Here is a 17,974-nt window from a genome sequence, read left to right on the forward strand (position 1 = left end):
ACGTTTCTCCCAGACAACTCAGAAAGTAGTTTTCATCAGGTGAAAGTCGGGAGGCCCGGCCGTGAGTTCTCACCACGCGCGCCAGCGGCGCGCCATAGTCGCTTTCGGCGCCGCACTGCTGTTGACGGCGTCATGCACTCACGCGGGGGACTCCTCCGGTGGCCCGGCCACCGGCGCGCCCGCCGCGCTGCCCAAGACCCTGGTCTTCTCGCCGCTGTCCCTGGCGCCGCCCGCGCTCAAGGGCCTGTCCGAGGGCGTCAAGGGCTACGCCGGCGCCAAGGGCTGGGAGGTCATCGTCCAGGACCCCAACTTCGACCCCAGCAAGCAGGCGCAGCAACTGAGCGAGGTGCTCGGCTCGGGCCGGGCGGGCGCGGCCTGGATCATCGCGGTCGCGCCGCCGTCGATGACGCCGATCATCAAGACCGCGCAGGCGAAGGGCATCCCGCTGCTGGTCAACGGCCGGCCGGACGAGTACGGCTTCACCGGGCCGCAGCCGGGCATCACGTTCGACTACATCGACTACCAGGCCGGCGGCAAGGCACTCGGCGAGCAGCTCGGCAACTGCATCAACGCGAAGATGGGCGGCCGGGCCGAGGTGCTCGCCGCGCAGAGCTCCGAGGGCCAGGCCGGCAAGAAGGAGTTCGAGGACGCCGCCGCGGCCGCGCTCAAGGCCACCGCGCCGGGCGCGACGATCGTGCAGACCGTGGTCGCCAAGGACCGGGCCGGCGCGCAGACCGACATCGGCAACGTGCTCCAGGGCAAGCCGAACCTGGCCGCGGTGATGGCCTCCAACGACGAGGGCGCGCTCGGCGCGATCGGCGCCTTCGCCGCGGCCGGCCGGACGCCCACGTGCGTCACCGACTTCGGCGGCAACGAGGAGGTGCTCAAGGACGTGCAGGCCGGCAAGATCTACGCCTCCGTCGCGCTCCAGTTCGAGGCCGACATGACGCAGTCCTTCGACACCCTGGTCAGGATGCAGGCCGACCCGAAGGCCGACGGCGACATCCTGGTCGTTCCGCAGAAGGTCGTCACGGCCCAGAAGAACGGCTGAGTGCCGGGGATGACGGTGACCGCCGAGACCGGCAGCAGGGCGGCGCCCGCGGGGCGGGAGACGGACCCGGCCGGCGTGCGCTGGCTCATCTTCGCCCGCGACCGCGGCATCTTCGTCCTCTGGGCGGTGCTGTTGATCGGCTTCAGCGTGTGGGCCAGCCCGTACTTCGCCAGCCTGGACAACGCGCTCCTGATCGCCAACGCGGCGGCGCTGACCGCGATCTTCGCGGCCGGCATCGCGGTGGGCATCATCTGCGGCGCGCTCGACCTGTCCATACCGGGCACCGCCGCGATGGCCGGCTGCGTCTGCGGCGTCCTGATGACACACGGCGCGCCGGTGGGCGCCGGTGTCCTGGCCGGCCTGGCCGTCGGCGTGGTCGTCGGTACGGTGAACGGCCTGATCGCGCTGCGCGGCTTCAACCCGATCATCGTCACCATCGGCTCGTTGTCGGTGCTGTCCGGGCTCGCCGCCGCGCTGGCCGGCGGGTACACGATCCCGGGGCTGACCGGCCTGGTCTTCCTCGGCACCGACCGCTTCGCCGGCATACCGGCGCCGGTGTGGGTGGTCGCCGCGCTGTTCCTGGCCGGCACCGTCTTCCTGACCCGCACCCGGGACGGCATCCGGCTGATGGCCGTCGGCGGTAACGCCGAGGCCGTCCGGCGTGCCGGCATCGCGAGCGACCGTTACCGGGTGCTGGGGTTCGTGATCAGCGGATTCTGCGCGGCGCTCGGCGGCCTGGTGACCGCCGGGCTGGTGACCGAGGCGAACCCGGCCGCGAACCCGGGCATCATCTTCAACGCGCTGACCGCGGTGGCGCTGGCCGGCGTCTCGCTCAGCGGCGGCCGCGGATCGCTGCCGCGGGTGCTGGTCGGCGCCCTGATCCTCGGCACCATCTCCAACGGCCTGACCATCAAGGGCATCGGGCCCTACTGGGCGACCACCGTGACCGGCGTGCTGCTGCTGGCCTCGCTCGGCCTGGAGAAGTGGGTCTCCACCACGGTCTCCCGCCGGCTGGTCGCCACGGCCGCCGCCTCCGCGCACACCGGGACGAGGTGACCATGGACGGTGCGGCGACGCCCGCGCTGGAACTGCGCGGCATCGACATGCACTACGGCTACGTCCGCGCGCTGGACGGCATCGACATCGCCGTGCACTCCGGCGAGGTGGTCGGCCTGCTCGGCGACAACGGCGCCGGCAAGTCCTCCCTGCTCAAGGTGATGTCCGGCGCACACCGGCCGACCGGCGGCACGATCCTGTTGCACGGCGAGCCGACAGTGTTCGACTCGCCCGGCCGATCGACCCGGGCCGGCGTGCAGATGGTCTACCAGGACCTCGCGCTCGTCGACGCGCAGGACATCGCGACGAACCTGAGCCTGGGCCGCGAGATCCTGCGCAAGGGGCCGCTCGGCCGGCTCGGCTTCGTCGACCGCAAGGCGCAGCGCAGGCGGGCCGCCGCCGAACTGGACGGTCTCGGCGTGCGTACCGCGGCGGTGACCCGCCCGGTCGAGATGCTCTCCGGCGGCCAGCGGCAGGTGGTCGCGCTGGCCCGGGCGGCGACCCGGGTCACCGGCGACCGCGACGGCGTCCTGCTGCTGGACGAGCCGACCGCGGCGCTGGGCTACGAGCAGACGCGGCAGGTGCGTGCGCTGATCCGGCGGATGGCCGAGCAGGGCGTGGCGTGCGTGCTTGTCACGCACGACCTGCCCCTCGCCGCGGGTGTGTGCGACCGGATCGTGGTGCTCAACCGTGGTCGAAAGGTCGCCGACGTGGCAACGTCGGAGACCGACAACGATCAACTGGTCGGCTGGATCACCGGTGCCCGCGCGTCGATGTACGGGGAGAGCTGATGAATTTTCCGGACGGTTTCCTCTGGGGCGTCGCCACCTCGGGGCACCAGACCGAGGGCGGCAACGACACCAGCGACACCTGGTTCGCCGAGCACGTCACGCCGACCGCCTTCCGGGAGCCGTCCGGGCCGGCCTGCGACGCCTTGCACCGGTGGCGCGAGGACGTCGACCTGGTCGCCGGGATGGGGCTGAACGCGTACCGGTTCTCGGTGGAGTGGGCGCGGGTCGAGCCGGTCGAGGGTGAGTTCTCCACGGCGGCGCTCGACCACTACGCCGCGATCGTCGACCGGTGCCGCGAACTGGGCCTCGCGCCGGTGGTGGCGTTCAACCACATGACCAACCCGCACTGGTTCGCGATGCGCGGCGGCTGGCTCGACCCGGGCTCGGCGGCGGCGTTCGCGCGGTACTGCGGCGTGCTGATGGACCGGATCGGCGACTCGATCGCGTACGCGATCACGCTCAACGAGCCGAACCTGCCGCGCCTGCTCTCCTGGATCCCGATTCCCGAGGCGGTGCGCGAGCTGGATCGGGCCACGCTCGAGGCCGCGGCCAAGGCGGCGGGCGTCGACCGCTACCGGCTCGACAACGTGGTGCTCGCCGAGGAGCTGGAGGCAATGGAGGACGGCCGGGCCGCCGCGCACGTCGCCGCGCGGGCCGTCATCAAGGCCCGCCGCCCGGACCTTCCGGTGGGCCTGACCATCGCGGTGGTCGACGATCAGGCGGTCGGCGACGCCGGTATCCGGGACCGCAAGCGTTCCGAGGTGTACGGTCGCTGGCTGCGCCTGGCGCGCGACGACGACTTCGTCGGCGTGCAGAACTACGAGCGCGCCCGCTACGACGCCGACGGCCCGCTGCCGCCGCCGGCGGGCGCCACGCTCAACCAGATGGGCTCGGACGTCTACCCGCCGTCGCTGGGCAACGCGGTCCGCTACGTGCACGGAGAGGCCGGCGTCCCGGTCTTCGTCACCGAGCACGGCATCGCCACCGACGACGACGCGCACCGCGCGGCGTTCATCGAGCCCGCCCTGTCCGGCCTGCGCGACGCGATCGGGCAGGGCGTGCCGGTGCTCGGATACCTGCACTGGAGCCTGCTCGACAACTTCGAGTGGGTCTTCGCCTACGACGTGCGGCTCGGCCTGGTCGCGGTGGACCGGGAGACCTTCGCGCGTACGCCGAAGCCGAGCGCGGCCGAGTACGCCCGGATCGTGCGGGCCGCCGCCGCGGTGCCGTGACCGCCCCGGCCTCAGAGGCCGGTCGCCTCGCCGCGGTTCAGCCGCCGCACCGCGATGTCGTCCGGGGTGAACGCGCCCAGCATGCCCGCGTACTTCTCCGGGTGGACCGTCTCGCCCTCGTGCATCGGCACCGCGACCCGCGGGCCGACCGCGCGGACGTAGTCGACCGCCTCGGCCAGCTTGAGCCACGGCCCGTCCACGGCCACCGCGAGCACGTCCACGTCGCCCGGCGGCACGGCGAACGAGTCGCCGGGGTGGAAGAAGGCGCCGTCGTCCACGAGGTACGCGTTGTTGGTGCAGCCCGGCACGGCACCGTAGACCGTCGCGTGGACGCCGCCGTGCACGTCGACGGTGGTGCCGCCGAAGGTCAGCCGGTCGCCGGGCCGTGCCACCCGCACGCCGGGCAGCCCCGCTGCCGCCGCCACCGAGTCGGGGTCGACCACCACGGGCACCCCGGGATTGGCCGCAACCAGCGCGGCCACCCGGCCGGCGTCGAGATGGTCGGGGTGCTGGTGGGTGACCAGCACGGCATCGAGTCCGCTGAGCGCGGCGAAGTCCGACATGGTGCCCGGGTCGACGAGGATCCGGACGTCGGTCTCGACGAGCAGGCAGGCGTGCCCCAGGTGCGTCAGCTTCATGGCGGGCCATCGTACTCTCGCTCATGGAACATTGGTTACACACAATGAGAGCGGGGCCGCACCACGTCGGCTACTGGGTGCCGGACCTGGCCGTGGCCGCCGAGCGGGCCGCGCGCACGCTGGGCGTCGGGCCGTTCCTGGTGCACCGGCACGTCGCCTTCGACGCGTTCCGGATGGCCGGCGGCGCGGAGATCACCGACCCGGCGTTCTTCGACCACAGTGCCGCGTTCGCCGCCTGGGGTCCGATCGTGCTGGAGCTGGCCGAGGTGCACTCGATCGACGGCGGCCTGGCCGCGGCGTACGGGATCGGCTTCGACCGGGTCGGCCACGTCTCCTGGGTGACCGGCGACCTGGCGGCCGAGGGCGCCCGGCTGGAGTCGGCCGGCTGCCGGCTCATCCACGAGGCGGTCAGCGGCGCGGTGCACGTCGCCTGGTACGACGGCGGCACGCTCTTCCCGCACCCGATCGAGCTGCACCTGGCGGGCCCGCCGATCCTCGGCATGCACGCCCGGCTGGCCGCCGCGGCGGCGAACTGGGACGGCCGCGACCTGCTGCGGCCGATGCGGCCTATGGACCTGTGATGCGGAACTCACTACAGTCTTCGGAAAGCTGAAACTCATTCTCGCTGGATGAAAGTGGGCGTCGCGATGACATCTCGACCGCTACACGTGCTGATCGCCGGCGGCGGGCTGTCCGGCCTCGCACTCGCACAGGGACTGGTGCGGCACGGGCACACCGTCGAGGTGTTCGAGCGCGACCGGGACCTCGACCGCAAGCAGGGCTACTACCTGCACATGAACGCGTTCGGCGGCGAGGCGCTGCGCGCCCTGCTCCCCGACGACCTGTTCGCGCTCTACCAGGCGACCTCCCGGACCACGTACGCCCGGCAGGAGTCGATCGTCCTGCACGACCACTTCGGCGAGCTCAGCTCCCAGCCGCACCTCGGCCCGCCGAACACCGGCGAGATCCCGCACACCGGCGTGCACCGCCGGACGCTGCGCCAGATCCTCAGCGCCCGCCTCGGCGACGCCCTGCACACCGGCGCCCCGGTGACCGGCTACGCCGAGGACCCGGGCGGCGTGACCGTCACGCTGGCCGACGGCCGCACGGCCCGCGGCGACGTGCTCGTGGGTGCCGACGGCATCCGCTCCGCGGTGCGCGCGCAGCGGCTGCCGGCCGTGCCGGTCATCCCGACCGGCGTGCGGGGCATCGGCGTGTACGGCCGCGTGCCGCTGACGCCGGAGCTGCGCGAGATCGTGCCGGCGAGCCTGATGGACGGCGTCGTCATCGCCGTCGACCGGGCCGGCAGCCGGATGCTCGTCGGCGTCTTCGACCCGCGGCGGCCGGTGCACGAGGCGGCGAGGGACATCGCACCGGACGTCACGCTCGACCCGGTCGGGCCGTACCTGATGGTGTCGTGCAGCGTCGCGCCGGGCACCGAGGTGTCGCCGTCCGCCGCGTGGACCGCCGAGACACCCGGCCTGCTGCGCGACTCGATGCGGCGGGCCGTCGCCGGCTGGCACCCCGCCGCCGCGGAGATCGTCGGCCGGATGGAGCTGGACTCGATCTTCATGATCCCGTTCGGCTTCATCATCCCGGCGCAGGACTGGGAACCGTCGCGGGTCACCCTGGTCGGCGACGCCGCGCACGCCATGCTCCCGACCATCGGGATGGGCGCCAACCTGGCCCTGCGCGACGCCGCCGGGCTGGCCGGGCAGCTGCTCCGGTCCGCACGCGGCGAGGCCGGCCTGGTCGCCGCGATCGGCGACTACGAGCGGGACATGCGCGAGGTGGCGTACCCGCTGCACGCCATGACGCTCGACCACGACAAGAACTTCGGCGGCGGTGCGCTCGCCGACCGGGGATGAACGGGCCGCTGATCCGCCGCGGCGAGCCGGGCTACGAGCAGGCCCGGGTCGGGCGCGTGTTCAACGCCCGCCGACCGGACCGCTACCCGGCCGCCGTCCTGCTCGCCGAGGACGCCGCCGACGTCGCGGCCGGGGTACGCCTGGCCCGCGCGGAAAACCGGACCGTGAGCGTGCGCTCCGGCGGGCACTCCTGGGCCGGGTGGAGCCTGCGCGACGACTCGCTCCTGATCGACCTGGGCAACCTGAACGGGCTCGACTACGACGCGTCGACCGGCGTGGTCACGGCCGGCCCGGCGGCCCGCGGCGGCCTGGACCTGGCGCCGTTCCTGGCCGAGCGCGGCCGGGCGTTCCCGGCCGGGCACTGCCCGGGCGTGGGCCTCGGCGGCTACCTGTTGCAGGGCGGCCAGGGCTGGAACGGGCGGGCGATGGGCTGGGCCTGCGAGAGCGTCGCGGCGGTCGACGTGGTCACCGCGGACGGCGCGGCGGTGCGCGCCGACGCCACCCACCACGACGACCTGTACTGGGCGGCCCGCGGCGCCGGCCCCGGCTTCCCCGGCGTCGTCACCGCGTTCCACCTGCGGACCTACCAGGCACCCGCCGGGATGTGGCACGACACCCGATCGTTCCACCCGGGCGACGCGGCCGTGCTGCTCGGCTGGCTGCACGAGATCCTGCCGGTGCTCGACCGCCGGGTCGAGCCGGTGCTCGCGGCCACCCGGCTGCCCGGCGTGCCGCTGCACACCGGGCGGGCGCACCCGGGCCTCGTGCTGCTGCTGCACACCACGGTGATGGCCGGCTCGGCCGGTGAGGCTGCGGAGCTGTTGCGGGCCTTCGCCGACGGGCCGCTCGCCGGTAAGGAGCTCGGCCACGTGGCCGGGCCGACGACGCTGGACGAGGAGTGCGCGGCCCAGGCCGAGCAGAGCCCGGACGGCTACCGGTACGCGGTCGACTGCACCTGGACCGACGCGCCCGCCGAGGTGCTCGAGCCGTTGCTCAGCCGGCTCTGGCGCGAGCTGGACACCCCGCACTCCTTCTCCATCTGGTACGGCTGGGCGCCCGGCCGCACCCTGAGCGACATGGCGTTCTCGGTGCAGGGCGAGGTCTACATCGCCACGTACGCGATCTACTCCGACGCCGCGGACGACGAGCGGTACCGCGACTGGGTGCACGCGCGCACCGCGGACATCGCGCGGCACGGCACCGGCGTCTATCTCGGCGACACCGACTTCACCCGGCGCCAGGACCGGTTCCTGTCCGCCGCGAACTACCGCCGCCTGGAGCGGATCCGCGCGCGGTGGGACCCCGAGGGGCGGTTCGCCTCGTACCTGACCGCCGACCCGGAGGGGCTGAACGTCCATGAGTGAGCCGCGCCTGGACCACGCCGGGCTGTCGGTGCGCGACCTCGGCGCCGCCGCCGACTGGTACTGCGCCGCCTTCGGCTACGCCCGCGAGCTGGAGCTGCGGGTCGATCCGATCGACCTCGACATCGTGATGCTGATACACCGGGCGCACGGCGACCGGCTGGAGCTGCTGCACCGCGCCGGCTCCGCGCCCGGCCCGCGCGCCGACGGGCCCGCCGAGGCCGCGCTCTCCCACGGCCTCGGGCACGTCGCGTTCGACGTCGACGACCTCGACGCGGCCTTCGCGCGGATCGTCGGCCTCGGCGCCCGGCCGGTGATGACGCCGCGTCCCTCGCCGGAGCCGGGCGTGCGCATGGCGTACCTGGCGGACCCGGAGGGCAACCTGGTCGAGCTGCTGTCCCGGGACGCGCGGCGATGAGGACGCTCGGCCTCGGCTGCGGCGAGCCGGGCGGCAGCGCCGAGATCCTGCTGACCGCCGCCCTGCGCGCGGCCGGCGACGCGGAGCTGGTCCGGCTCAGCGACCTGAGCACCGACGACGACCTCTGGTGGCTCTGGGAACGCCTCGTCGAGTGCGACGGCCTGATCGTCAGCACGCCGATCATGACCCGGACCATCGCGGCCCGCCTCAAGTCGGTGATCGACCGGCTGCTCGGGCCGAACGCCGACGCGGCCATCGTCGAGCACCTCGTCGCGGTCCGCCGCGGCGGCACCGAACCGGCAGTGCCGTTCCGGGTGGACGAGCGGGTGCTCAAGCCGCGGGTGGCCGGCTTCCTCGCCGTCGGCGGCTCGCTCACCCCGCAGTGGAAGACCCTCGCGCTGCCGCTGCTGCACAGCACCGCGTTCTCCATGCACATCGCCGTGGTCGACCAGGTCGCGTTCGGCGGCGCCGGCACCCCGCGGTCGATCCTGCTGGACGACGCGGCCCTGGCGCGCGCGGCCCGCCTCGGCGCCAACGTCGCGGCCCAGCTCGGCGTGCCGTTCGACGAGGCGCGCTACCTCGGCGAGCCGGGGCTGTGCCCGATGTGCCATCTCAACGTCGTCGAGCTCAACGGCACCGACGTCGCGTGCGCGACCTGTGGCTGCGCGGGGGAGCTGGGTGACGGCGGCACGGTCCGCTGGACCGGCCTCGCCTCGTCGGTGATCTCGATGGCCGAGAAGCGCGCGCACGCCCGCGAGATCCAGGACACCGCCGCCGCGCACGCAGGGGCCCGCGCCGAGATCGACGCGCGGGCCGCGGCGTTCGGCACGTTCGCGCGCGTGGTGCGCCCGTGACCCCGTACGGGCTGCGGGTCGAGCACCTCGACCATCCGCTGGGCATACTCACCGCGGCGCCGCGCCTGTCGTGGCGCCTGCCGCCCGGGGCGACCGGGCAGCGGGCGTACAGGATCCGCACCGGGAACGGCTGGGACACCGGGCCGGTCGTGGGCTCGCGCAGCCTGCTGGTCGGCTACGAGGGGCCCGCGCTGCGCTCGGCCGAGCGCGTCACCTGGCAGGTCAAGGTCTGGACCGACCGGGGCGAGAGCGACTGGTCGGCGCCGGGATGGTTCGAGACGGGCCTGCTCCACGCCGGGGACTGGCGACAGGACTGGATCGAGCCGGGCGCCCCGCTGCTGCGCACCGCGTTCACCGGCCGCCCGACCCGGCTCTATCTCACCGCGCACGGCGTCTACGAGGCGTTCGTCAACGGCGAGCGGGTCGGCGACGCGGAGCTGACGCCCGGCTTCACGCAGTACCGCTCGCGGTTGCAGGTGCAGACCTACGACATCGCCGCGCTGGTGCGGCCCGGCGAGAACGTGCTCGCGGTGGTGCTGTCCGGCGGCTGGTGGTGCGGCCAGACCGGCGCGCTGCGCGCGACACGGCAGTGGGGTACCCGGGTCGCGGTGCTGGCGCAGTTCGACGACGGCGCGATCGGTCCGTGGCGGTGCGCGCGCGGGCACCTCACGAGCGCCGACCTCATCGCCGGCCAGCGCGTCGACCTCACCGCGCTGCCGCTCGGCTGGACCGCGCCGGGCTTCGACGACTCCGGCTGGGACGACGCCCCGGTGGCCCGCCACGGCTACGACACCCTGGTGGACTCGCCGGCGCCGCCGGTGCGCCGGGTCGAGGAGATCGTGCCGGTCGCGATCACCCGGCCGCGCCCCGGCCGGCAGGTGATCGACCTCGGGCAGAACATCAACGGCTGGATCAGGCTGGGGCGCCTCGGTCCGGCCGGCACCCGGATCACGCTGACCCACGGCGAGCACCTGGACGCCGGCGGGGAGCTGACCACCGGCCATCTCCGGCCGGCGTTCCCGTTCCTGCCCGCGCCGCTGCCGGCCGGCATGGTCGACGAGGTGGTGTCCGCGGGCCGGGCGGGCGAGGCCTTCGAGCCGCGGCACACCACGCACGGCTTCCGGTACGTGCAGGTGGACGGGCATCCCGGTGAGCTGACGCCCGGCGACGTGCGCGGCGTCGTCGTGCACACCGACCTGCGGCGCACCGGCTGGTTCTCGTGCGGCGACCCGCGCATGCACCGGCTGCACGAGGCGGCGCTCTGGGGCGTACGCGGAAACGTCTGCGACATCCCCACCGACTGCCCGCAGCGGGAACGCGCGGGCTGGACCGGCGACTGGCAGCTCTTCGTGCCGACCGCGGCGTTCCTCTACGACGTGGCCGGCTTCAGCACCAAGTGGCTGCGGGACGTGGCGGCCGACCAGTGGGCCGACGGAACCGTGGCGAACATGAGCCCGTGCCCGCCCGCCGAGGGGCCGGCGTCCCCGGCGGCGGCGCTGCACGGCTCGGCCGGCTGGGGCGACGCGGTGGTCATCGTGCCGTGGGAGCTGTACCGCCAGTACGCCGACGAGCGGATCCTCGCCGAGATGTGGCCGGCGATGGTGGCCTGGCTCGATCGCGCGGAGCGGATGGCGCGCACCGGTCGGCACCCGGATCGCGCGGCGGCCCGGCCGGTGCCCGCGCCGCACGAGCAGTACCTCTGGGACACCGGATTCCACTGGGGTGAGTGGCTGGTGCCGGGGGAGGACCCGCCGCCCTTCGACGCGATGCTGACCGCCGACCACGGCGACGTCGCGACGGCGTACCTGGCCCGCTCCGCGGCCCTGATGGCGCGGATCGCGGCCGTGCTCGGCCGCGACGGCGACGCCCGCCGCTACGCGACGCTGCGCGAGCGGGCGGTCGACGCCTGGCGGCGCGAGTTCCTCGATCCGCGTGGCCGGCTCACCCCCGACACCCAGGCCAATCTGGTACGCGCGCTGGCGTTCGACCTCGTGCCGGAGGAGCTGCGCCCGGCGGTGGCCGACCGCCTGGTCGAGCTGATCCGCCTCGCCGGCACCCACCTCGCCACCGGCTTCCTGGCCACGCCGTACCTGCTGCCCGTGCTGGCCGACGCCGGGCACTGCGACGTCGCCTTCGAGCTGCTCCTGCGGGACACCGAGCCGTCCTGGCTGACCATGCTCGACCGCGGCGCGACGACAATGTGGGAGCACTGGAACGGCGTCGACGCCGACGGCGTGGCACACCATTCGCTGAACCACTACGCCAAGGGCGCGGTCGTCTCGTTCCTGCACCGCTACGTCGCGGGCCTGGTGCCCGTCGATCCGGCATACCGCCGCTTCCGCGTGCGCCCGCACCCCGGCGGCGGCATCACCTGGGCCGAGGCCGTGCACGAGTCGCCGTACGGCCGGATCAAGGTGCGGTGGGAGCTGGACTCCGAGTTCGTCCTGCACGTGACCGTCCCGCCCGGCTGCACCGCCGAGGCGATCCTGCCGGACGGGACGACGCTGAGCCTCGGCCCGGGTAGCCACACCCGGACCGCGCGGCCCCGCTAGCGGCGCGCGGCCTCGGCCGATCGGATGGGGGCAGGCGATGATCGGCTATTTCCATGGGCGCCGGACCATCCGCAACGCCTAGGAAGAAGCCATGACCAACGAGGTAACCGTTCCGCTGCTGCCCTGCGCGTCGATCGACGACATCGTCGCCTTCTACGGGGTTCTCGGCTTCAGCACCACGTACAAGCAGCGCACACCCAACGCCTGCGTGGGTCTGCGACGTGAAGACCTGCACCTGCAGTTCTTCGAGATCGCCGGGTTCGACCCGGAGCAGTCCTACGGCTCCTGCATCGTGCTCACCTCGGACATCGCGGAACTGCACCGGGCTTTCGCCGTCGGCATGCGGGCCGCGTACGGCAAGGTCCTGGTGTCCGGAATGCCGCGGATGACCCGGCCCAGGGCTCGAAAGAACGCCGACGGGGTGGGCGGATTCAGCGTCATCGACCCGGGCGGCAACTGGATCCGCGTCTTCCAGAACGCCGCCACGATGCCCACGCCGGCACCCGCACCCGCCGGGCGACTCGCGAAAGCGCTGGCGAGCGCCGTCGTGCTGGCCGACTCCAAGGGCGACGTCGGCCAGGCGGCCCGCATCCTCGACAGCGCGTTGGCTCGCCCGCGGGCCGACGATGACCCCGTCACACACGTCGAGGTTCTGGTGTACCGCGCAGAGCTGGCGATGGCGCTCGATGACCGGGAAACCGCAACGGAGATGCTGGCCCGCGTCGAGCACATCGCGCTGAACGCGGACGAGACCGGAAGGGCGGCACCGGCCTTCGAGATCGCCGCCGACCTGGCAGCGGCACTGTGAAGGCTGGGCCGGTGAGGCGGCCGCGATGACCGCTAGCCGTGGGCGGCCTCGGCCGCGAGCCGGTGTGCGATCTCGCGGGCGGCGGCCTCGACCTGTTCGTCGGTGGCGTCGAGGCCCTGCGCGGCGAACATGGTCAGGTTGATGCTGAGCAGCGCGACCCGGGTGCGCAGCGCCTCCTGCACCGTGGCGTCCGGGTCGGTGATGGCCTCGAACAGGGTGTTCAACCGCTCGTGCACGTTCTCCTTGCCGGGATGCAGGTCCCGGACGACGTGCTGGTTGGCGAGGGCGAACTGCATGGCCCGCCGGCCGTGCTCGACGCTCAGGCGCAGCATCCGGTCGATGACCTCGGTGCGCAGCCGCGGGCCGGGCGTCTGTGTCTTCGCCCACGCGATCAACTCGTCCAGGGCGGCCAGGTGGTCGCCGAACAGGGAGCGGACGATGTCTTCCTTGCTGCGGAAGTGGTAATAAAGTGCGGCCTTGGTCACACCGAGGCGCTCGGCTATCTCCCGCAGCGAGGTGGCCTCGTAGCCCTGCTCGGTGAACAATTCCATGGCCACCCGCCGGATCTCCGCCTTGGTGTCGCCCTGCCGTCCTGCCACGCCGGTCACCTCCTCGTGCCTGCTCGTCGTTCTCCCTCAGCCTAGCGACCTACTTGCCGACGGGTAAGGTAGTCACTTACCGGTCGACAAGTAGAAGTACGGCGGCCGGGTATCTGCACTCAAGGAAGGCAACCTGTGACGACTTACGCAGCGGACACCACCCCGGTGGCACCACCGAAGTTCAGCCACCGCGAGATCCTGGTGACGATGAGTGGCCTGGTCATCGCGATGTTGCTGGCCATGCTCGACAACATGATCGTGGCACCCGCCCTGCCGACGATCGTGGGTGACCTGGGCGGTCTCAACCACCTGGCCTGGGTGACCACCGGCTACATCCTCGCCTCGACCGTGGCCACCCCGATCTGGGGCAAGCTCGGCGACCTGCTCGGGCGCCGCATCACCTTCATCTCGTCGATCGCGGTCTTCCTGATCGGCTCCGTGCTGTGCGGTCTGTCACAGGACATGGGTCAGCTGATCGGCTTCCGCGCCCTCCAGGGCCTCGGCGCCGGCGGCCTCATGGTCGGCGTCATGGCGGTACTGGCCGAGATCGTGCCGCCCCGTGACCGGGGCAAGTACCAGGGCGTGATGATGGCCGTGATGCCGATCGCCATGATCGGTGGCCCGCTGGTCGGCGGCTTCATCACCGACAACCTCAGCTGGCGCTGGGCCTTCTACGTCAACCTGCCGCTCGGCGTCGCCGCCCTCGCGGTGTGCTGGTTCACCCTGGCCAAGCTTCCCCGCCGTGGCGCCGGCAAGGTGCGCATCGACTGGACCGGGTCGGCGCTGCTCACCACCTGGATCACCGCACTCGTGCTGATCACCAGCTGGGGCGGCACCGAGTACGAGTGGGCCTCCCCGCAGATCATCGGCCTGGCCGTGGTGACCGTGCTCGCCTTCATCGCGTTCGTGATCGTCGAGCGCCGGGTCGTCGAGCCGATCATGCCGCTCTCGGTCTTCCGCAACCGCAACTTCACCCTCGCCGGCACGCTCAGCTTCATCGTCGGCTTCGCGATGTTCGGCGGCATGACCTTCCTGCCCCAGTTCCAGCAGTTCGTGCAGGGCGCGTCGGCCACCAACAGCGGGCTGCTGCTGATGCCGATGATGATCTCCATGATGGTGACCTCGCTCGCCGGCGGCGCCCTGATCAGCAAGACCGGCCACTACCGGGCCCTGCCGATCGTCGGCACCGTCCTGATGGCGGCCGGCCTGGCCCTGTTCGCCACCATGGGCACCGACACCTCGAAGACGCTCACGTCCCTCTACATGGTCGTGCTCGGCGCGGGCATGGGCTGCCTCATGCAGACCACCATGCTGATCGCCCAGAACAGCGCGCCGCTGCGCGACGTCGGCGCGGCCACCGGCGCGGCCACCTTCCTGCGCAACATGGGCGGCTCGCTGGGCGTCTCCCTGCTGGGCTCGGTCTACGCCAACACCCTCACCGACACCATCACGGCGGAAGCCGGCTCCGGCGCCGCCTCGGGTTCGGCGGCGCGGATGACGCCCGAACTGCTCCGTAGCCTGCCGGACGCCGCCCGGCACCTGTTCCAGCAGGCGGTCACCGACGGCGTCGGCGCGGTCTTCACCTGGGCCGCCGTCATCGCCGCCACCGGGCTGCTGATCGCCCTGGCGATCCGTCACGTGCCGCTGCGCGGCTTCGCCGACGCCAAGGAGCAGCCCGCGCCCGCCGAGGAGCAGGTCGCCGCCGCCGTCTGACGACGATCTCCCGTTATCCCGTTTTCCCGCCAACCCGCGAACCCGGGGCCGGTCCACACGGACCGGCCCCGGTTCGTGTTCCACAGTCGAGAGAAGCCCGGTGGTGCGCGCCCGGGTTGCCGCTCCCTAAGGCCCACGCGGGTAATCCCGGGTGCCCCTTAGTCCCCGTGGAGTGGCGCCCTTGGTCCGAAACACAGCCGTTGCTCTAAATTCTGGGTCGAACCACGGGTGTTGCCTGACTGCCCGGCGACTATACGCTCTGCGGCGGTGTCGCTGTCAACGGACGTATCGCTCACCGGCGATATGCGATACAGATGTTTATTCGAAGTCCATCTAGGAGGAAGTGGTGACGGTTGATCAGGCGGGGTCCGGTGGGCGCGACATGCCACACCTCGAGACCCTGGCGGAGAAGCTGGAGTTCCTCTTCGACCGGGTGCGCCCCGCCGCGGGCGAGCTCGGGCCGCACGAGGAGGCGGGCCGCAGATACACCACCAAGGAGATCACCAACAAGATCAATGAGAGGGCGGAGCGGGACGGCACCGGGGTCACGATCAGCGCCGCGTACGTCGGCGAGATGCGTCGTGGCGTCACCACCGATCCGCGCACCTCGCACGTCAAGGCGCTGGCACAGGCGTTCGGGGTCGATCCGGCCTTCTTCGTCGACAGCCGGATCACCCGCCGCGTCCAGGAGCAGATCGACCTGCTCACCGAACTCCGGCAGATGAAGGTCCAGCAGGTGGCGCTGCGCCGGGTGCTGCGCCAGCAGGGCCTCTCCGACGACAGCACCCGCCTCATCGAGCAGGTCGTCGACCGCTGCCGGAAGCTGGAAGGGCTCGATGAGGACGATCAGGACTGACGCCGGGGCGGCGGCGAGCTGTTCAAGGTGGTCGATGGCTGACATCATGCCGACGGGGGAGGCGGAGACATGGCGGATCGCGGCATGCGCAGGAGATGCGAGGCGATTCTCGCGGACCTCGACCTTCCGGACGTTCACGACGTCCGGGAACTGTGCGACGTCATCGCCGCACGCCAGGGCCGGCCGATCCACCTCGTCGGCGAGAGCCTGCCGGCCGACAGCCCGTGCGGGATCGCCGTGCGCACCGAGCGTTTCGACGCGATCTTCTACGAGGCCGACACGAGCCGGCTGCACCAGGAGCACATCATCCGGCACGAGCTCGGCCACCTGATCTGTGGTCACCTGACCGCGCCCGTCCTGGACGCCGAGGCGTCCCGGCTGCTGCTGCCGAATCTCGATCCGTCACTGGTGCGTGCCGTGCTCGGCCGCAGCGACTACAGCGAGATCGAGGAGAAGGAGGCGGAGATGATCGCCTCGCTGCTGCTGCGCCGCAGCGTCATGAGCCGCTCGCGCGACGCGCCGCGGGATGACCCGGCCGCGTCGCCGGTGCTCGGCCGCCTGCACCACACGCTTGTCGACCCCTGACGAAGGTGAGCCCGTGTCCAAGGTGATCTACCCGGTCGTCGCCTTCTTCTCCCTGGTCGCGCTCGCGTACAAGATCCCGCCGCTGCTGCGCGATCCGGGCAGCCCCACCCGGCGCGCGCTCGTGGCCATGCTGGCGTGCCTCGCCTGGGCTCCGCTGGTCAACACGCCGTTCGTCTACGCGCGCTTCGACGCGCTGACCGGGGTGCCGAACCTGGCCCGCCTGATCGCCCACTACGGGATCATCGGCTTCGCGTTGTCGGTGCAGTTGCTCCTGCTGTATTGGACGGTCGAGCGCCCGCCGCCGCGGAGCACCTGGATCCGTTTCGGCGCGGTGGCCGCGGCCGTCGTGGCCATGGCGGTCTTCTTCGTGCTCGCGCCCCTCGACACCTCGGTGACCACCGGTTTCACCGCCCGGTACGGCGACGCCCCGTACATGGCCGCGTACATGCTGGTGTATCTCGGATACTTCGTGGTCGTGCTCGTCGACATCCTGCGCCTGGCGTTGCGTTACACGGGCCTCACCCGGCAGCCGTTCCTGCGCATCGGGCTGCGGCTGGTCAGCTACGGTGCGGTCTTCGGCCTCGCGTACGGTCTCGAGAAGGCCTTCTACATCGCGGCACGCAACACCGGATACGAGCCGATACCGGAGCGGGTGCAGGAGCAGCTGTCACCCCTGCTCACCGGGCCGGGCTGCGTGCTCATGCTGATCGGGTTCACCATTCCTTCGTGGGGGCCGCGGGTTGCCGCCGCCGGCGTGTGGGTGCGGCGGCTGCGCACGTACCGGCGGCTGTATCCGCTGTGGAGGCTCCTGTACGAGGCGACGCCGGAGATCGCCTTCGACCCGGGGCCCCTGCGCGACGTCGAGTTCCGGCTGGTCCGGCGGGTCGTGGAGATCCGGGACGGCTGGCTCGCGCTGCGGCCGTACTTCGACGCCCGGGTCGCCCGCGAGGCGGCCGGCCGGTGCGGGCAGCAGGGCCGGGAGCGGCAGGAGGCCGTGCACGCGGCGGTGCTCGTCGCGGCGGTACGGGCGAAGGCGAGGGACGAGCGGCCGGCGGAGCTGTACACCGCCGACCCGCAGGGTGGCACGGACATCGCGGAGGAGACCGACCAGCTGCTGCGCATCGCCGCGCGGCTGCGGGCCTCCGACACGGCCCGGCCGGCGGCCGTGGCGGAGCTGGGGGTGGCAGGGTGAGCGAGGCTCGACGGCACATCGAGGCGCTGGCGGCGGCGCTGCCGGACGCACAGCGCAGCGCGCACGCGTACGCGCGCAGCATCGACCTGTTCTCCGGGGCCGACGACCTGGCGGCGGCGCACCCGTCCGGCCGGGCCTACGTCGCCGCGACCAGGATGGCGCTGTTGCAGAGCGAGGTCAGCGAGGCGCTCCAGGAGATCCGCAGCCGGTCGCTGGATCTCGACCCGGCCGCGCGGCGGCCGGACGACGCCCTGAGTCTCGAGCTGGCCGACATCCTGATCCGGACCCTGGAGCTGTCCGAGTACCTGGGTGTCGACCTGGGCGCCGCGCTGGTGGCCAAGACCACCGAGACGCTGAGCGGCTACCGGCACGGAGGGGTCCGCTTCTGACCCGCGGCGGC

The 17,974-nt window shown here is 72.5% G+C and carries 18 protein-coding genes; 16 read left to right on the plus strand and 2 right to left on the minus strand.

Annotated features, from left to right (window positions below; translation table 11 throughout):
• The first annotated feature begins 61 nt into the window (after window positions 1-61).
• The 4 genes from BJ971_RS12245 to BJ971_RS12260 are packed head-to-tail and all read left to right on the plus strand — an operon-like array spanning window position 62 to window position 4,130.
• Entirely contained in the window at window positions 62-1,051 is a 990-nt protein-coding gene (locus tag BJ971_RS12245) for a sugar ABC transporter substrate-binding protein (protein WP_184992615.1), read from the plus strand.
• A gap of 9 nt (window positions 1,052-1,060) precedes the next feature.
• Window positions 1,061-2,107: an ABC transporter permease gene (locus BJ971_RS12250; RefSeq protein WP_184992617.1), complete on the plus strand. Its 1,047-nt coding sequence runs from the start codon at window positions 1,061-1,063 to the stop codon at window positions 2,105-2,107.
• A 2-nt stretch (window positions 2,108-2,109) separates the two neighbouring features.
• Window positions 2,110-2,898, plus strand: coding sequence for an ATP-binding cassette domain-containing protein (locus BJ971_RS12255; protein WP_184992619.1), 789 nt, complete (start codon window positions 2,110-2,112; stop codon window positions 2,896-2,898).
• On the plus strand, window positions 2,898-4,130 hold the full coding sequence (locus BJ971_RS12260; RefSeq protein ID WP_184992621.1) for a glycoside hydrolase family 1 protein: 1,233 nt from the start codon (window positions 2,898-2,900) through the stop codon (window positions 4,128-4,130). Before BJ971_RS12255 ends, BJ971_RS12260 begins: the two co-directional genes overlap by 1 nt.
• Window positions 4,131-4,141: 11 nt before the next feature.
• On the opposite strand, the gene BJ971_RS12265 is transcribed toward BJ971_RS12260, so the two are convergent.
• Window positions 4,142-4,768, minus strand: a complete 627-nt coding sequence (locus BJ971_RS12265) for an MBL fold metallo-hydrolase (protein ID WP_184992623.1) — start codon at window positions 4,766-4,768, stop codon at window positions 4,142-4,144.
• A gap of 44 nt (window positions 4,769-4,812) precedes the next feature.
• Here BJ971_RS12265 and BJ971_RS12270 point away from each other — a divergent pair, with 44 nt between their 5' ends.
• The 7 genes from BJ971_RS12270 to BJ971_RS12300 all read left to right on the plus strand — a co-directional run bounded on the left by BJ971_RS12270 (window position 4,813) and on the right by BJ971_RS12300 (window position 12,629).
• Window positions 4,813-5,349 carry a VOC family protein gene (locus BJ971_RS12270; RefSeq protein ID WP_184992625.1) on the plus strand — a complete coding sequence of 179 codons (537 nt, stop codon included), beginning with the start codon at window positions 4,813-4,815 and terminating at the stop codon, window positions 5,347-5,349.
• A gap of 66 nt (window positions 5,350-5,415) precedes the next feature.
• Window positions 5,416-6,636, plus strand: a complete 1,221-nt coding sequence (locus BJ971_RS12275) for an FAD-dependent oxidoreductase (RefSeq protein ID WP_184992627.1) — start codon at window positions 5,416-5,418, stop codon at window positions 6,634-6,636.
• A complete protein-coding gene (locus BJ971_RS12280; RefSeq protein WP_184992629.1) occupies window positions 6,633-8,000 on the plus strand; it encodes an FAD-binding oxidoreductase in 1,368 nt (455 codons plus the stop codon). The genes BJ971_RS12275 and BJ971_RS12280 overlap by 4 nt, the downstream gene beginning before the upstream one ends.
• Window positions 7,993-8,415, plus strand: a complete 423-nt coding sequence (locus BJ971_RS12285) for a VOC family protein (RefSeq protein ID WP_184992631.1) — start codon at window positions 7,993-7,995, stop codon at window positions 8,413-8,415. The genes BJ971_RS12280 and BJ971_RS12285 overlap by 8 nt, the downstream gene beginning before the upstream one ends.
• On the plus strand, window positions 8,412-9,269 hold the full coding sequence (locus BJ971_RS12290) for an NAD(P)H-dependent oxidoreductase (protein ID WP_184992633.1): 858 nt from the start codon (window positions 8,412-8,414) through the stop codon (window positions 9,267-9,269). Before BJ971_RS12285 ends, BJ971_RS12290 begins: the two co-directional genes overlap by 4 nt.
• Window positions 9,266-11,821 (plus strand): family 78 glycoside hydrolase catalytic domain, encoded by a 2,556-nt coding sequence (locus tag BJ971_RS12295; protein WP_184992635.1) that lies wholly within the window; start codon window positions 9,266-9,268, stop codon window positions 11,819-11,821. The genes BJ971_RS12290 and BJ971_RS12295 overlap by 4 nt, the downstream gene beginning before the upstream one ends.
• Window positions 11,822-11,912: 91 nt before the next feature.
• Entirely contained in the window at window positions 11,913-12,629 is a 717-nt protein-coding gene (locus tag BJ971_RS12300) for a DUF8817 family protein (RefSeq protein ID WP_184992637.1), read from the plus strand.
• A 32-nt stretch (window positions 12,630-12,661) separates the two neighbouring features.
• On the opposite strand, the gene BJ971_RS12305 is transcribed toward BJ971_RS12300, so the two are convergent.
• Window positions 12,662-13,228, minus strand: coding sequence for a TetR/AcrR family transcriptional regulator (locus BJ971_RS12305; RefSeq protein ID WP_239087124.1), 567 nt, complete (start codon window positions 13,226-13,228; stop codon window positions 12,662-12,664).
• 207 nt (window positions 13,229-13,435) lie between these two features.
• Here BJ971_RS12305 and BJ971_RS12310 point away from each other — a divergent pair, with 207 nt between their 5' ends.
• The 5 genes from BJ971_RS12310 (at window position 13,436) to BJ971_RS12330 (ending at window position 17,963) form a co-directional block, all read left to right on the plus strand.
• Entirely contained in the window at window positions 13,436-14,941 is a 1,506-nt protein-coding gene (locus BJ971_RS12310) for an MDR family MFS transporter (RefSeq protein ID WP_184998804.1), read from the plus strand.
• A gap of 382 nt (window positions 14,942-15,323) precedes the next feature.
• On the plus strand, window positions 15,324-15,797 hold the full coding sequence (locus tag BJ971_RS12315) for an aldo-keto reductase family protein (RefSeq protein ID WP_184998805.1): 474 nt from the start codon (window positions 15,324-15,326) through the stop codon (window positions 15,795-15,797).
• Between the two features lie 69 nt (window positions 15,798-15,866).
• Window positions 15,867-16,382, plus strand: coding sequence for a hypothetical protein (locus tag BJ971_RS12320; RefSeq protein WP_184992639.1), 516 nt, complete (start codon window positions 15,867-15,869; stop codon window positions 16,380-16,382).
• Window positions 16,383-16,395: 13 nt separating this feature from the next.
• Window positions 16,396-17,574, plus strand: a complete 1,179-nt coding sequence (locus BJ971_RS12325; RefSeq protein WP_184992641.1) for an MAB_1171c family putative transporter — start codon at window positions 16,396-16,398, stop codon at window positions 17,572-17,574.
• On the plus strand, window positions 17,571-17,963 hold the full coding sequence (locus BJ971_RS12330) for a nucleoside triphosphate pyrophosphohydrolase family protein (protein WP_184992644.1): 393 nt from the start codon (window positions 17,571-17,573) through the stop codon (window positions 17,961-17,963). The genes BJ971_RS12325 and BJ971_RS12330 overlap by 4 nt, the downstream gene beginning before the upstream one ends.
• The last annotated feature ends 11 nt before the right edge of the window (window positions 17,964-17,974 follow it).

The organism is Amorphoplanes digitatis (assembly GCF_014205335.1).
In the GTDB taxonomy this organism is placed as follows: domain Bacteria; phylum Actinomycetota; class Actinomycetes; order Mycobacteriales; family Micromonosporaceae; genus Actinoplanes; species Actinoplanes digitatus.